At 44.4% G+C, this 15,418-nt stretch carries 19 protein-coding genes and 1 other annotated feature; of the genes, 1 reads left to right on the plus strand and 18 read right to left on the minus strand.

Translation table 11 applies throughout. The annotated features are described in order from the left end of the window. Positions 1 to 31 precede the first annotated feature (31 nt). Positions 32 to 1,117 (minus strand): M42 family metallopeptidase, encoded by a 1,086-nt coding sequence (locus tag AS888_RS10955; RefSeq protein WP_061142197.1) that lies wholly within the window; start codon positions 1,115 to 1,117, stop codon positions 32 to 34. A gap of 64 nt (positions 1,118 to 1,181) precedes the next feature. Further along, positions 1,182 to 1,670 (minus strand): dUTP diphosphatase, encoded by a 489-nt coding sequence (locus AS888_RS10960; RefSeq protein ID WP_061142317.1) that lies wholly within the window; start codon positions 1,668 to 1,670, stop codon positions 1,182 to 1,184. A 109-nt stretch (positions 1,671 to 1,779) separates the two neighbouring features. Here AS888_RS10960 and AS888_RS10965 point away from each other — a divergent pair, with 109 nt between their 5' ends. Beyond that, a complete protein-coding gene (locus AS888_RS10965) occupies positions 1,780 to 2,163 on the plus strand; it encodes a hypothetical protein (protein ID WP_061142198.1) in 384 nt (127 codons plus the stop codon). A gap of 48 nt (positions 2,164 to 2,211) precedes the next feature. On the opposite strand, the gene AS888_RS10970 is transcribed toward AS888_RS10965, so the two are convergent. The 16 genes from AS888_RS10970 to ytaF all read right to left on the minus strand — a co-directional run bounded on the left by AS888_RS10970 (position 2,212) and on the right by ytaF (position 15,407). After that, positions 2,212 to 2,781: a TVP38/TMEM64 family protein gene (locus AS888_RS10970; RefSeq protein WP_061142199.1), complete on the minus strand. Its 570-nt coding sequence runs from the start codon at positions 2,779 to 2,781 to the stop codon at positions 2,212 to 2,214. 64 nt (positions 2,782 to 2,845) lie between these two features. Continuing rightward, positions 2,846 to 3,118, minus strand: coding sequence for a DUF1294 domain-containing protein (locus tag AS888_RS10975; RefSeq protein WP_061142200.1), 273 nt, complete (start codon positions 3,116 to 3,118; stop codon positions 2,846 to 2,848). 68 nt (positions 3,119 to 3,186) lie between these two features. Beyond that, positions 3,187 to 3,546 (minus strand): 50S ribosomal protein L20, encoded by a 360-nt coding sequence (rplT, locus tag AS888_RS10980; RefSeq protein WP_034309067.1) that lies wholly within the window; start codon positions 3,544 to 3,546, stop codon positions 3,187 to 3,189. Between the two features lie 35 nt (positions 3,547 to 3,581). Beyond that, positions 3,582 to 3,782, minus strand: coding sequence for a 50S ribosomal protein L35 (gene rpmI / locus AS888_RS10985; RefSeq protein WP_034309070.1), 201 nt, complete (start codon positions 3,780 to 3,782; stop codon positions 3,582 to 3,584). A 34-nt stretch (positions 3,783 to 3,816) separates the two neighbouring features. After that, positions 3,817 to 4,317 (minus strand): translation initiation factor IF-3, encoded by a 501-nt coding sequence (gene infC / locus AS888_RS10990; RefSeq protein ID WP_057911473.1) that lies wholly within the window; start codon positions 4,315 to 4,317, stop codon positions 3,817 to 3,819. Positions 4,318 to 4,415: 98 nt separating this feature from the next. Further along, positions 4,416 to 4,552, minus strand: a sequence feature (ribosomal protein L20 leader region). 127 nt (positions 4,553 to 4,679) lie between these two features. Beyond that, a complete protein-coding gene (locus tag AS888_RS10995) occupies positions 4,680 to 5,174 on the minus strand; it encodes a GNAT family N-acetyltransferase (RefSeq protein WP_061142201.1) in 495 nt (164 codons plus the stop codon). A gap of 43 nt (positions 5,175 to 5,217) precedes the next feature. Next, positions 5,218 to 5,388, minus strand: a complete 171-nt coding sequence (locus AS888_RS25725) for a hypothetical protein (RefSeq protein ID WP_155645463.1) — start codon at positions 5,386 to 5,388, stop codon at positions 5,218 to 5,220. Between the two features lie 89 nt (positions 5,389 to 5,477). Then, positions 5,478 to 7,409 (minus strand): threonine--tRNA ligase, encoded by a 1,932-nt coding sequence (thrS, locus tag AS888_RS11000; protein WP_061142202.1) that lies wholly within the window; start codon positions 7,407 to 7,409, stop codon positions 5,478 to 5,480. A 417-nt stretch (positions 7,410 to 7,826) separates the two neighbouring features. Continuing rightward, positions 7,827 to 8,663 carry a sporulation protein YtxC gene (ytxC, locus tag AS888_RS11005; RefSeq protein WP_061142203.1) on the minus strand — a complete coding sequence of 279 codons (837 nt, stop codon included), beginning with the start codon at positions 8,661 to 8,663 and terminating at the stop codon, positions 7,827 to 7,829. 121 nt (positions 8,664 to 8,784) lie between these two features. Beyond that, complete coding sequence (gene dnaI, locus AS888_RS11010; RefSeq protein ID WP_061142204.1) at positions 8,785 to 9,723, minus strand: primosomal protein DnaI; 939 nt, start codon at positions 9,721 to 9,723, stop codon at positions 8,785 to 8,787. Beyond that, entirely contained in the window at positions 9,710 to 11,122 is a 1,413-nt protein-coding gene (locus AS888_RS11015) for a replication initiation and membrane attachment family protein (RefSeq protein WP_311316475.1), read from the minus strand. Before AS888_RS11015 ends, dnaI begins: the two co-directional genes overlap by 14 nt. Positions 11,123 to 11,180: 58 nt before the next feature. Further along, positions 11,181 to 11,648 carry a transcriptional regulator NrdR gene (gene nrdR, locus AS888_RS11020; RefSeq protein WP_061142318.1) on the minus strand — a complete coding sequence of 156 codons (468 nt, stop codon included), beginning with the start codon at positions 11,646 to 11,648 and terminating at the stop codon, positions 11,181 to 11,183. A 227-nt stretch (positions 11,649 to 11,875) separates the two neighbouring features. Continuing rightward, positions 11,876 to 12,256, minus strand: a complete 381-nt coding sequence (gene speD / locus AS888_RS11025; protein ID WP_061142319.1) for an adenosylmethionine decarboxylase — start codon at positions 12,254 to 12,256, stop codon at positions 11,876 to 11,878. Between the two features lie 696 nt (positions 12,257 to 12,952). Beyond that, positions 12,953 to 13,990, minus strand: a complete 1,038-nt coding sequence (locus tag AS888_RS11035; RefSeq protein WP_061142207.1) for a glyceraldehyde-3-phosphate dehydrogenase — start codon at positions 13,988 to 13,990, stop codon at positions 12,953 to 12,955. A gap of 160 nt (positions 13,991 to 14,150) precedes the next feature. Then, the gene (gene coaE, locus AS888_RS11040; protein ID WP_061142208.1) at positions 14,151 to 14,750 is read right to left on the minus strand and encodes a dephospho-CoA kinase; all 600 of its coding nucleotides are present in this window, start codon (positions 14,748 to 14,750) and stop codon (positions 14,151 to 14,153) included. Positions 14,751 to 14,774: 24 nt separating this feature from the next. Then, a complete protein-coding gene (ytaF, locus tag AS888_RS11045) occupies positions 14,775 to 15,407 on the minus strand; it encodes a sporulation membrane protein YtaF (protein WP_061142209.1) in 633 nt (210 codons plus the stop codon). Positions 15,408 to 15,418 lie beyond the last annotated feature (11 nt).

Here is a 15,418-nt window from a genome sequence, read left to right on the forward strand (position 1 = left end):
CACGTCCACTCCCTTACTATTTTTCCCGATTTTATTCGTAAATGATTCGATCTACGGCTTCACGGTCCAAGCGTTTGATCACTTCGACAATGAGTTTGACCGCATTCTCGTAATCGTCCCGGTGCAGCATGGCTGCATGCGAATGAATGTAGCGGGTTGCAATCGTGATCGCCAATGCAGGCACTCCATTCGCCGTCAAGTGGATGGAGCCGGCATCTGTCCCACCGCCTGGAATCGATTCATATTGATAAGGAATATTCATTTCATCGGCCGTGTCGGTGACGAAATCGCGCAACCCCTTATGTGCCACCATCGATGCATCATATATGACGATTTGCGGGCCGTCCCCCATTTTACTCATCGCTTCTTTATCGGATATCCCCGGTGTATCACCTGCAATACCGACATCGACGGCAAAACCGATATCCGGCTGGATCTTGAATGTCGATGTTTTCGAGCCGCGCAGTCCCACTTCTTCCTGCACCGCACCGATCCCGTAGACGACATTGGGATGTTCGCTATCCTTCAGCTGCTTCAGCACATCTATGGCGATGGCACAGCCAATGCGATTATCCCAAGCTTTGGCAAGCAGCATCTTCTCATTATTCATGACCGTGAACTCGAAATATGGCACGACCATGTCCCCTGGCTTGACGCCCCATTCTTTAACTTCTTCCTTGCTTGATGCCCCTATATCAATGAACATATCCTTAATATCGATTGGCTTTTTCCTCGCTTCGGCTGACAGGATATGCGGCGGTTTGGAACCGATGATGCCGGTTACATCGCCTTTACCCGTCACGATCGTCACGCGTTGGGCAAGCATCACCTGCGACCACCAGCCTCCTACAGGCTGAAAGCGCAAAAATCCTTTTTCATCGATTTGGGTGATCATGAAGCCGACTTCGTCCATATGGCCAGTGACCACGATCTTCGGACCGTTTGCGTCACCCGTCTTCATGGCAATCAGGCTTCCCAACCCATCACTGGAAATTTCATCGGCATAAGGTGTTATGTATTCAGCCATCACGTTTCTTACTTCACTTTCATTGCCTGCAATGCCTTTGGCATCCGTTAAGTCCCGCAGCATTCGTAACGTTTCATCCAATTGAGCCATCCTTTTACCTCCCTATTCCTTACATCACAAGGATAATTATACAAAAAATCGATTGCATAAACAATCAGTAGCCTTGCTTTTGGCGTTCATAGTTCACTTCATTCTTGCTCACGTATGCCTGTTCCACATCCGCTGCGGAAAATCCGAGCATTTCCCCTAAAGATAGATACTCCGCAAATACCTTTTGATACGATGATTCGGTCAATTTTGTACGGAATTCACTGATATGGCCATAAATCGCAATGAATTGAGCCGTCAGATCGGCCTCGTGCTTTTTGGTGTCCAATCCGATTTCCGGTACGAAACCAAGTTCGATTCCGAGAGACAGAATGAAATGAATGCCATCCACGTATTCAGCCAATATCGTCTCTTTCTCGGCAGGACCTTTAAGGCTCCAGAATTTAAAGCATCTCGTTTCATTGGCCAGCTCCCCAAGCTCCACCAGAAGGGCGAGAACCTTCCGTTCAATCAAGTTTTCAGCACCCAAATCATGCTTCGCTTGAATATGTTCATCCAAACCCGCCTGCATGTCCAATAATCTTCCTATGTTCATTTTCATCACTACTTTCTGTCATCATCCATTAAATTATAACAAATAAATGAAACTTATTAAAAACCCATACGTAAATGAAGGGAATCACTCTGTTTAGGGAGGTAGCTCCATGGTATTGATCATGCGGTTCGTTCTTTTGGCTCTTATCATCTTCTTCATATACACAGTCATCAAATACCTATCGAACCCGAAAAGAAAATTAGAGCTGGCACATGAACAGAAAAAGTATTTTCTTCTCGACGATACAGCCAATATCCGCAAGAATTTTTTGTTGACGTATAACGGGGTCATGTTTGAAGGGGAAAAGTATTTAGGAACGACGGAACGCTCCTTCGAGATCATATCGATCTTCATATGGCCTAAAACGGTCGCCGGATTGAAAGGCTTGAAGAGAAATGACTTCTTGAAAATCGAGACAGCGATAAAAAGACAATATCCCGATGCGGTTATCGATTGGAAAAGTCCGGTTAAGGAATTTTTGAAAAAAGAATGACAGGCACGCATGAAGAGCCTTGAGGGAAATGCACTCAAGGCTCTTCATCTATTCATGTGATCGGAAGAATTCCTTCCAGGGAACGACGGTTTGCTTCTCCCTCAATAAATAGAGCAAGACGGTTAGGGATAATAAAATGATGACGATCAGCGTCGGGCTGAAATCTGCAATATAGTGGCCAAATACCGTGTAGACGAAGGCAACGGGGATATTAGTCATGAAGGATAGGTAAAAATAATTTTTCAACCCTTTATTCGATTCCAATAAGCATAGCGACAATAAATAGAAATGGATGAACGGGATGAGCCGCAGCACGGCAATCTGCCGGCTGTTCAGCTTCCGGTTTCCGAATAGCTTATTCTTAAGCCGCAGAAGCTTATCCTTGGTTTTTGGAAATTTGCCTATCACGAAATAAAAGACCATGCTCGATAACGTCAAGCCGATTATCGAATAAATGGTTCCGAAAGCTGCCCCGAATAACACCCCGCCTGATATGCAGACGACAATGACGGGAATGAATAAAAATTGCCGTAACAAATGAAACGTGATAAAAATCAATGGTGCGAACACACTGCCGGATTGAACGTAGCTCATCACAAGTGTCAGTTTATCATTCATGTTCTCCCTCCAGCTACTCTTTGCTGCTTCCTTCAAGCATATACATTAAATGGGCTTCATATGACTATTGAATAAATATCTTGATGATTAAGCCTATCTGGATGACCATCAACAGGGGCAGGCCCCATTTGAATGCAGCATGCTTCGTCTTATGGCGAAAATGCCTCATCCCCAAAAATGATCCTGTCCCTCCGCCGATGAACGCCCAAAACCATAGTGTCTTTTCACTGATCCGGTATTCGCGGGCACGCGCTTTCCTTTTGTCGATTCCCATTATCGCAAATCCGATGATGTTTGTGATGACCATATACGCCACGATGATCCATACTCCCTGCATCCCGATTTCCTCCTTTTCTATGTAAAAAGCCACCCTCTAGAAAAGAGAGTGGCTGATATCAGTCAGACTTATTTGTCTAATTGTTGTTTAGCAGCAGTTGCTAATTGAGCAAAAGCTTGTTCGTCAGCAACAGCAAGATCAGCAAGCATTTTGCGGTTCACTTCGATACCAGCAAGCTTTAGACCATGCATTAAACGGCTGTAAGAAAGACCGTTGATGCGTGCAGCTGCGTTGATACGAGTGATCCAAAGTTTGCGGAAATCACGTTTCTTTTGACGACGGTCACGGAAAGCATAGTTTCCTGACTTCATTACTTGTTGGTTAGCTACTTTGAAAAGAATATGTTTCGCGCCATAGTAACCTTTAGCTAATTTTATTACCTTTTTACGACGTTTGCGAGTAACAGTACCGCCTTTTACACGTGGCATGTTATTTCCCTCCTATTTAACTCGATAAATCGAACTTATTTAATGTTGTCTAACATATGACGAATACGTTTGAAGTCACCTTTGCTTACAAGGCTAGCTTTGCGAAGCTTACGCTTTTGCTTAGTAGATTTGTTAGCAAATAAATGGCTTGTGTAAGCGTTAGAACGCTTAAGTTTGCCGGATCCAGTCTTTTTGAAACGTTTAGCAGACCCGCGGTGAGTTTTCATTTTAGGCATAAGGTATTCCTCCTCATTACAAATTACTTTACAATTACTTTTCAGCTTTTGGTGCTAAGATGATGAACATGCTGCGTCCATCCATTTTTGGATGTTGCTCGATTGTAGCCACTTCTTTACATGCTTCAGAAAAACGAACGAGTACACGTTGACCAATTTCCTTATGCGTAATGGCACGTCCTTTGAATCGGATAGAAGCTTTTACTTTATCGCCTTTTTCAAGGAATTTAATACCGTTGCGAAGCTTCGTATTGAAATCATGTTCTTCAATCGTCGGGCTCAAGCGAACCTCTTTCAGACTGATGACTTTTTGATTCTTACGTGCTTCCTTGTCTTTCTTTTGCTGCTCGAAGCGGTGTTTTCCGTAGTCCATGATCCGGGCTACCGGAGGCTTTGCATTTGCAGCAACTAAAACTAGATCAAGATTTACACGAGCGGCAATTTCCAATGCTTCGAATTTCGTTTTAATTCCAAGTTGTTCTCCGTTTTGGTCAATAAGACGAACTTCACGGGCTCGGATGCCCTCGTTTACCATCGCGTCTTTACTAATAGTTAGCCACCTCCAAAGATATTGGCGAATACGAATATTTGAATCAATTCGGTCACGCTCACAACTCGCTTACAGGATATAATCATAATAAAAAAGTGTGGATGCATGCTGCACCCACACTGATAGACTCATTCAGAAAGATCCAAATAATCAAATCATGACCTGTTAACTGCATTGCTTGCGTCAACCAGGTGAGAAGCGGGTGCTTCTTCTTTTCCTCAAACACGTATTCAATTCACTTTAGAAATATATCATAAACACTGATGACTTGTCAAATGCTAATTTTATTCGTTTTTCACAACAAAATTAATATTATCAGACATTCTGTTATTTGACAATACGTTTTTTCAAAGTAATTTGGACAAAACATATTCATCATGATACATTCCATCAAAAAACAGCGATTCACGCTTTACGCCTTCTTGTTCGAACTCCATCTTAGCATACAGCGAGAGGGCATGAACATTATTTGCGATGACGGACAATTCAAGGCGCCGGATTCCGTTTAGGCGGGCAAACTCCTCCATTTCCTGGAATAGCCTCGACCCGATGCCTTTCCCCCGCTCACCTTCCTTAATGCCGATGACGATCTTGGCTGAATGCCTCGTTCTTTCGAGCCCGTTCCCGACTAACAGTAAATAACCATGCAAATCATGGCCGCTTGCAGCAACAAGGAATACGGAATGGGGATTTTTTTCGATTTGCTCGATTTGTTTTTCCATTTGGATGTTCGTCGCTTTTCTTTCACCGGGGTTGAACAGCATAAACCCTGAATCTTCAACATGATTGAACAAAGCTGCCAACTCCTCCGCATCTTTCCCCGAAGCCTTTCTGATTTCCATTTGCCGCCGCTCCCCCTTTGCTTGATAACGAGTTAGTCAAATGTTACGAGTTTTCTTTTGCTTTCTTCTTTTTCTCGATCGAGTCCCAGGAAAAGAGGATGATCCAAAAAAGCAGGACCGGGACAATCGCATACTGGCGGTAATCGTCCAACACCAATAAAATGATGATGGCAAGAAATGTTGGCCCGAATAGATATGAGAATTTCTTCTTCATTCTGACCCTCCTTTTCAATGTTGTGGTGGTCTCATTTTATCATGACTGAATGAAAAGAGGGACACAACTTATGTGCCCCTCTTTTGCCATTAGCGGCTTGCTTCCGCTTTAATGGATGCAACGAAATCTTCAAAAGCGATCGTTTCCGATTTTTGTTCACCGTATTTACGCACATTCACACTGCCTTCTTTGGCCTCATTGTCGCCAACAACCAGCATGTAAGGGATTTTTTGCATTTGCGCTTCACGGATCTTGTAACCGATTTTCTCGTCACGTGTATCCAGATCGACGCGAATGCCTTGCGCCTTAAGTTTTTCCTGCACTTCTTTCGCATAATCCAAATGCACTTCAGGAGAGACCGGAATCACTTGTGCCTGGATAGGTGCCAGCCAAGTCGGGAATGCTCCCTTATATTCTTCGATCAAGTATGCGACGAAGCGTTCCATTGTCGAAACGACACCGCGGTGGATGACGACCGGACGGTGCTGCTTGCCATCTTCCCCGACATAGTTAAGATCAAAACGCTCAGGAAGCAAGAAATCGAGCTGAACAGTGGAAAGCGTTTCGTCCTTTCCTAAGGCAGTACGCACTTGAACATCAAGCTTAGGACCGTAGAATGCCGCTTCACCTTCCGCTTCGAAATAATCCAATCCAAGTTCGTCCATGGCATCTTTTAACATGCCCTGCGCTTTTTCCCACATCGCATCATCATCAAAATACTTTTCTGTATCTTGCGGATCGCGATAAGACAAACGGAATGAATAATCCTTGATATCGAAATCTTTATATACTTCGAGGACAAGGTTGACAACACGCTTGAACTCTTCTTTGATTTGATCGGGACGGACGAATATGTGCGCATCATTCAATGTCATCCCGCGTACACGCTGAAGGCCGGAAAGCGCACCTGACATTTCATAGCGGTGCATCAAGCCAAGCTCGGCGATCCGGATCGGCAGTTCGCGGTAACTGTGGATACTGTTTTTATATACCATCATGTGATGCGGGCAGTTCATCGGACGTAAAACGAGCTGTTCGTTTTCCATCTCCATGACCGGGAACATGCCGTCCTGGTAATGATCCCAGTGTCCGGATGTTTTATATAGGTCCACGCTTCCCATTACAGGTGTGTAGACATGGTCATAACCCAGACGTTCTTCCTTATCGACGATATACCTTTCGATCGTCCGGCGAATGGTCGCGCCTTTCGGCAGCCACATCGGCAGCCCTTGCCCGACTTTTTGTGAGCTCATGAACAAGTCCAGTTCCTTGCCGATTTTCCGGTGATCCCGTTCCTTGGCTTCTTCGAGGAAGCGCAGATGCTCGGCCAGTTCTTCTTTCTTATAGAACGCCGTTCCGTATATACGCTGAAGCATTTTGTTTTTGCTATCGCCTCTCCAATAAGCACCAGCGATGCTCAAAAGCTTGAATTCCTTGATCTTCCCAGTTGATGGAACGTGAATTCCGCGGCAAAGGTCAAAGAATTCCCCTTGCTCATAGAGCGTTACTTGCTGATCGGCAGGAATCGCATCGATCAGCTCCAATTTATACTCATCGCCAATTTCTTTAAAACGGGAAATGGCTTCATCACGACTGACCTCGATACGGGAGATTTCCAAGTTCTCATTAACGATTTTCTTCATTTCTTTTTCAATCAATGGAAGATCTTCGGGAGTCAATGATTCCTCTAAATCGATATCATAGTAAAAACCGCCCTCGATGACTGGTCCCACACCGAATTTAGCATGTTTGTACAAGCGCTTGATGGCTTGGGCCATTAAATGAGCTGTACTGTGACGCAGTACTTCAAGTGCATCCTGTGCGTCCTGTGTGACGATTTCAATCGTCCCGTCCTCTAAAAGCGGACGTTTCAAGTCATATAATTCCCCATTGAATTTTCCGGCAATGGATTTTTTCCTTAAGCCAGGACTGATCGATTGCGCGATTTCTTCAGTTGTTGTGCCTTTGGCAAACTCCTTAACCGCTCCGTCAGGAAAAGATATTTTCAATAATTCAGACATTCAGTTTCACTCCCTCTAATTGTTCAGACAAATTCCTTGCAGGCGGCTGATTCCAATCCAACACAAAAAGCCCGCCCCTGTATAAATACAGGGACGAGCTTAGTAATAGTAATCATTAACCCGCGGTTCCACCCTCGTTCCATTTTGCTTTTCAAGGCAAAACGGCACTTGTAACTTGGTAACGGCAGCTTCCCGTCAGCTCATATTCGCAAGAATGCCTGCTTTCCGAGCCGAAGTTTAAAGGTGGTAAGTGTTCCATGCGAATAGGAAGCTTTCAGCCTGTTGGCTTCCCTCTCTGCAAATCGAATATCAGAATACCCTTGTCCTCATCATAACTTTTGTTTTTTAATAGTATGTAGGAAATTATAAGTTGTTATACGGGGAAAATCAAGGTTAATTTTCTCTTTCCGAAGAAAGTTATTCATTTGCACGGGAAAATGACGAAAGTGGCAGAACGGTCGCCCGCTCTTCAAAAATCCTTGAGATCGTTTGAATCAGCCCCTCTTCCTTGTCATCCGTATAGATGTATAAGTTAACGGGTGCGATCGATAACAGCGGGGCCAGTATCACCGTGTCGAGAAAAAGTGAACTTTTGGCAAGCAGTCTCCTATCGATTAAACTATTGATTCTCGGGCGGTCGAGCTTGGTGAATCCTTGATCATAGAAATGAAAACCATCACGGTTGACGAGGTGAAGCTTTGTTAATTTCGGCTCTTGGCCAAAAAGGCAATCACGGAGCGTAGCGATGAAATTTTGATAGTCCTGTTCCAATTTATATTCATCAATCGCCTTGACTACATACTTCTCCAACGTGTGCTGGAATGACTTCAATCGGAAGGTCGTGAAGGAATCGAATGAAAAAGATACCCTCCCCTCCAAAATGCTTTGCAGTCCCTGCTCGATCGAGCGTTTCTCCGTTCTGAATGCCGCATCCCCCTTCGCGGACCTTTCCCCTTCAATGATGGATGAGGCAATTTCAATGATTGCTTCGATTTCTTCCCGCTCCCTATAGAAAAACTTCCCGACGATGATTTGCTCAAGTACGGATAGCGTCTTTTCTTCCAATAAAAATGAATGGAATGAGTCACGAAGCAGGATCAGCCACTTTTCACCTGAAGACTCTGTCATGTCCACATGCATGCCTTGCTGCGGAAGAAATCGAATGTATGGTCGAAATTCTGCCCCTAATGGATGGACAGAAACGAAATCCAGCAATTTCAATGCCTCTAAATCATTTTGAAACGAAATTTGCACTACGACATCCCCCCTTCCCCCTTGCTCCTTTTTTCAAGTATATGGAGGCGGGGACAGGTTTAGAAGTGGATGGGGGCTGTATTAAAGAAAAAAGTGACCTCTAATCAGAGATCACTTTCCTTTATCTTCTGCGGTTCACTCCATCAAGTCTTACAGGCTCCGCTAAATATTGAATTCTTTCCAAGACCCGGGCCGCCTTCACTTCCTCCTTCTCACCGCGCTGTGAAAAGGTCAGGTGATTCTCCAGGCCATTCATATCAAAATTCGAAGTGAAAAACGTGGGCAGGTTTTCCAGCATCCTGAATTGCAAGATCGGGCCGAAGACTTCATCGCGCCCCCAGCTCGTCATCGACTCGGCCCCAATATCATCCAGCATGAGGACCGGTGCCGTTTTAACCATCTCAATTTTCTCATTGACCGTATTATCACCGATCGACCCCTTAAGTTCCCTTAAATAATCGGGTACATAAACAATAAGGGAGGCAATTTGCCTTTCCGCAAGCTCATTGGCAATCGCACCTAACAAGTACGTTTTGCCAACGCCGAACTTCCCATATATATATAAGCCCTTTTGCCTTTTTCCCGGTTCATACTCCATAATGAACGACATCGCTTTACTTAAAACATCCAAGCGTTTGTTGTCATCATCCGTTTGGGTAAAATCCTCGATCGATGCCCTTAAAATATCCTTCGGCACGTATAGGCTGCGAATCAACTTCTCCCTTTTCCGCTTTTCATCCTCCGCGAGCTTCCGCGGGCAGACTTCATAATGCAGATTCAATGCCTTCCCTTGAACGACCAATTTCGGATAATACCCATGCATCATATTGATGCATCCATCCAAGCTTGGACATTTGTCGCACTTATTGCTTTGTGAAGTGAATTCATAAAGCTTTCCCAGGTTTTTATCAATCATTTCCTCCGTGACAGTCGAACTGTGGGCATTCAAGAATAATCGCACCTGCTCGTCTTCAAAAATCTCCTGTTTCAGCTTTTCGTACCGCTGTTGAAATTGGTTCGTATTCGCCAATTTGTTAAGGGATCTATTAATCTTTTCCATCGTTCATTTCACCTCCTGCTTTCCACTGTTTCCATTTCTCCTGAAGATCACGTTTTTGGGCATCCAATTCAGGCTGATCGGCTTTCTGCTCCTGCACAGCTTCTTCCTTTTTCTCCAGCCATTCCGGAACCACTTCTTCCCGAATCGTCTTTTTCCGTCCGCCTTTGGCCGCATTCCTGCTGCCTTGCGCCCAGTCCTGATATTTCCGATGTTCATTTTTGGCTAACTCCATCGCCTCGATGACGGTGGAAACCTTCAGCCGCGCCCAATGGCCAGCCAGCTTTTCCACATAGCCCTTCGTGAATTTCATATCCGTTTTGAGCATGACATATTCAATCAGGACATTGACGACACCCGGATTGAGCTTTTGATTGATCATCACGCCTTCCACCACCTTCAAATCCCCGCTTGATGGTTCCGCACCGCCGGACAATTGCATAAGGCGCTCGCGTGGTGAAATGGTTTCCAAATGGCGGATCAGCTCTTGTTCCTGCGTTTTCGGTTCCGCTTTTTGCGTCCGTTCACGAACCGGCTGCACCCGATTGACAAGGGATGGCATATCAGCCTGCCGTTCGATTTGATACCAATCCCTTGCCGCTTTTCGGAGACTCTCCTCATCGATCTCATCATCCAATGAAACGGCATCCATCACTAGTTTTTGCATTTCGAGCGGATCGATGCCATATAAAAAAGCAAGTTTGGCAATCGTGCTTTTAATTTTCGGCGTAAAGGCCTTTTTGGGCACGATCGAGGATTTCATCCCGGCAAATAACAGCTCAAAATCAAATAGGCTATCGAACCCCGAAGGCTCGACCCCCTCCGCCCGGTCGATGAAACGCTGTTCGGGCATCGGTTTCCATTCATTTTTCGCTTCATCCGTTACATATAAAGAGTCCAAATGATCCGATGAGAAGACCTCCGCAAAAGACTTTGTCACCCTGTCATATTGATCTGTCAGGATCTGATCATCACAAAAGAATCGCTTTAACCGATTGAATTGCGCTTTGCCGATTTTTTTGTATAGGTAGATATTCAGCATCCCGTCCGTGAAAAACTGCTGCGGGGACAGCGGCGGGTTCAATTCATAGATGAATTCCTTCGAATCGTTTTTCGTTTGCTTATATACATTCAGCAAACCGATTCCCTCAAGTAATAAACGCGCTTCGTAAATGTCACCTAACTTCAGTCCGATGGTATTCATCAATTGATAATGAGAGGAGGTTTCCGCCCATAGCCTGTTTTCCTCCAGCTCACTCCACAGCGTCATGTATAGGCTAATGCAAATAGGTCCAATAAGAGGTTGATATAGTCGGGTCAGTATTTTCCGATCATAATCATGAAGCAGCCCCGCAGATGAGACCAAGTATGAATCCGCTGGGAGCAATTCTTGCCAATGCATTGACATCTCCATTCAAACCTTTCAAAAGATGTAGTGAAAAAAGAGCCAAAGTGAATCTTCAGCTCTGCTTTCTTTCTTTATTAATCAAATCCTTCAGTTCATCGATAAAGACATTGATATCTTTAAATTGCCGATAGACGGATGCGAACCTTACATAGGCAACCTCATCGACTTCAGCCAGCTTGTCCATCACCATTTCGCCGACATTGTCGCTCTTCACTTCCGATATGCCCTGGTTGCGTAGTTCCTTCTCTACATAACTGGTAATTTGCTCTAGCTCTTTCAAGGGAACCGGCCGTTTTTCGCAAGCCCTGATCAAGCCACGCAGGATTTTATCACGACTGAACTCTTCCCGTGTCCCGCCCTTTTTGACTACAATAAGCGGTGTTTCCTCCACCTTTTCAAATGTCGTGAATCGAAAACCGCATGCCTCGCATTCACGGCGACGTCGAATCGATTTGCTTTCATCGACAGGCCTGGAATCGAGCACTCTTGTTCCGTTATATTGACATGATGGGCATTTCATCATTATCAGCTCCGTATTTTATGTAGGACTCCCCTATCTAAATGTTCCCCAAGTAAAATTATCTTCTAGCTCAATCTTATATTAAAAGGAACGGCCAGTACAAGTAAAAAGTGTAACTTGAAGGCTGCAGCCACTTCTTGCCTTTATTTTTCACACCGTCAGAAACGGCTGGATCATGGCAATTAAAAAAGAGATGCACCCATGGCATCTCTGTGTATACGTGTTTTTTATAGGGCACTTATATTGGTTTTTTTCATTTGTACCGGACCTAATCCACGTGGTAATTCGATATTTTCACGTGTTTGCGCATTTAAAGCTTCTGCAATATAATCTGCTGCAATATTCGGATCCAAGTTACCGCATGTATAGACATCGATGCTCGCATAGCCGTGTTCTGGAAAACTGTGAATCGTCAAATGTGATTCAGAAATGATGACAACCCCGCTGACTCCTTGTGGAGCAAACTTGTGAAAGGCAACTTCACGTACCTCTGCACCTGATTTCAAAGCAGCATCAACAAAAATCTTTTCAATCAAATCGATATTGTTCAGTTTTTCAAAGTCACAACCCCAAAGTTCAGAAATGACATGTCTACCCATTGTTTCCATAGTGTAAGCTGTTTCCATATTAAGCTTCCCCCTTACAATAGTTAAAATTAGTTCTGATAACTACCACGGGGGAAAGTTAGTCCAAAGAGGTCCTAACCCTTTAAGTAGCCATCATGCAAACCGCATTTGAAGAAGTTCACGATTCATAGTATATATGGTTTGAATTTTTTTTGCAACTGCAAATTTGAAGTTTTGGAAAGATAAACTGCTTTTCCGAATGGCCAAATCGAAGTTCAAGAAAGCCAGATTGCCTTCACTCCCGTTTATTGCTGTTGCTCATAGCTGCTAGGAAATCCATGAAACTGTTGAAAAAAAAGGGCAAAAAAAGTCGATCATGGAGAGTACTAATGGGGACCGTAACGTTAAGTAAAACCTCTATTACCTATCGCTTAAGAACGTCCCATTACACCGCAGGCGCTCCCTATCTTCGGCGTTTACGCTTTCGGCATCTCCCCTTGACTATGTAGCCGCAGGAGTATCGCCCCCCCTCCCCACTCTGAATGAAAACTCCGGTTCAAATTCAATGCAAGGAATAAACTCGGGAGTAACTGTACCTCGATCGTTCCATCCATGATCGAAAGACAGCGGAACCTAAAAAAAGATGCCGCCTGCAAATTGCAGACAGCACCTCCTTCAAGTTGCTTAGCCCATTTTATAGGTCCTTCACAAAAGGTACACGATAATATCCGAGCAGGATCATTTTACGGATAATTCAACTTCCGCTGTTTTTTTCAATTCGGATGCCACCAATTTCACCAGGTCGACTACGCGGTTGGAGTAACCCCATTCATTGTCATACCAAGCTAGGACCTTCACTTTCCTATCGCCAATCATCATCGTTGTCAGCCCATCGATGATGGCGGAATGCGGATTGGTTTTGAAGTCACAGGAAACCAGTGGTTCCGTCGTGAACTCCAAAATCCCTTTCAGTTCATTTTCCGAGGCATCGATGAATGCTTGGTTCACGTCATCGATGGTGACATCTTGGTTTAAGTCCACAACAAGGTCGACCAAGGACACGTTAGGTGTAGGTACGCGGATGGCCATTCCGTGAAGCTTGCCTTTTAATTGAGGCAGCACGAGGGAGATGGCTTTTGCAGCTCCTGTCGTCGTAGGAATGATGCTTTCCGCAGCGGCACGGGCGCGTCTTAAGTCTTTATGCGGGTTATCGATATTATTTTGATCATTTGTATAAGAATGGATCGTCGTCATCAAACCGTTATTTATGCCGAATTTCTCATCAAGCACTTTTGCAACAGGCCCAAGACAATTAGTCGTACAGGATGCATTGGATATGATAAAATGCTTGTCGATTTCGAGCACTTCCTCATTGACGCCCATGACAATGGTAACGTCTTCATTTTTCCCCGGTGCAGATAAGATCACCCGTTTTGCCCCTGCCTCCAAATGAAGAGCCGCTTTGGAACGTTCATTGAATTTGCCTGTAGCTTCGATTACGATATCTATGTTCATCTCTTTCCAAGGCAATTGCTTTGGATCGCGGTTATTGATAAGTTGTACCCGGCGGCCATTCACAACAAGTGAATCATCCTCCGCTACAATGATTCCGTCGAATTTACCATGTATCGTATCATACTTTAGTAAATGGGCTAACGTTTCAGCAGGATAGCTTGCATTGATTGCAATAATGTCCAAACTCTCATCTAATATGGCCTTTCGGAAAACCATTCTCCCGATTCTCCCAAATCCGTTAATCGCTATTCTTGAATTCATTGTTCGGACCCTCCTGAAAAATATTAATGTTATACTTATTACCCCTCTTATGTAATTAGTATAACATAATTAAGATTAATTGTGCTAATAAAAATGCGGATTAATCCTGTTTTTTCAACACAAAAGGAAGAAACCTACTGGTTCCTTCCTTTAATGACAACTATATGACATGCCACTCGTTGAGTATGGCCCTGACTTGCTTCTTCGTTTCCCTCAGTTCTCCATTATTATCAATGATCGCATCCGCTAGAGCTTTCTTATCAGCTAAAGGCATCTGTGAATGGATTCGGGCCAGGGCCTCCGCCTCCGATAGACCGTTCCTGTTCATCAAGCGCTCCAATTGAACCCGTTCATCCGCATAGATCAAAAGCGTTTTTTCGACCATGTAGGTCAGCTTACTTTCGAATAAAAGCGGAATGTCCATGAATACCGTTTCTTTGCCTGCAGCAAGCGCCTCTTCCGTTTTGAGGCGCATCCACTTCCTTACCGCTGGATGCACGATGCTATTCAACAGCAGTCTTTTTTCCTGATCATGAAAGATTATCGATCCTAACTTGGCACGATCGATGGTCCCATCCGCCAATAAAATATCTTCACCAAATGCACGAACCACTTGATGAAAGGCTTCTTCACCAGGCTCAACGACAGCACGGGAAGCCAGATCTGCATCTATGATCGTGAAACCGAGCTCCTGTAAGTAGAGGCTGACACTGCTTTTCCCGCTGGCGATGCCCCCGGTGATTCCGATGATTTGTCCCATAAGCTCCCCCTCTCACATCCTATTTCATAACTTGAATAATCCGATTAATATCAAGAGCACACCCGGAAGAAAGGTCAAATGCTGAACCACTTTATTATTTGAAAGTAATTTTCCGCTTTGAATCCCGCTCCATATGAAGATTGAACTCATGACGGCGATGCAGGCGGCGAGGATGATGGGGGAAATCCCGATCATGGCCGCGCCGACACCAGCCCCGAATGCATCCAATGATAACGCAAACCCCAATACGAGCGCTTCGACACCGGTGATCGTACCTGATTTATCAAAATCGGCATTCAAGGGTTTTTGTAAAATATTGATGACGACCCCAAGTGATTTAATTTCAAAATTGAAGATGATCTTTTCGTGATATCTATCATCCTTCTGATCTTTATCAGGCTTGAAATATTGGTATACCATCCAGGCACCAAGGAAAATGAGAATGATGCCCCCCGTTTTTTCAGCCGCATCTATGGATATGAGCTGACTGATGAATTGCCCGATGACCATCGCTATGCCTAAACTTAAAGCAGAACAAAATGAGATGACCGCTATTGACTTAAGCGGGATTTTCATTTTCCGCATACCAAATGTCATGCCTACACCAAAACCGTCGATACTAACTGCAAATGCAAGAAAGATAATTTGTAGCCACATCGGAATATTAC

The organism is Peribacillus simplex, assembly GCF_001542915.1.
Lineage (GTDB): Bacteria > Bacillota > Bacilli > Bacillales > DSM-1321 > Peribacillus > Peribacillus simplex_B.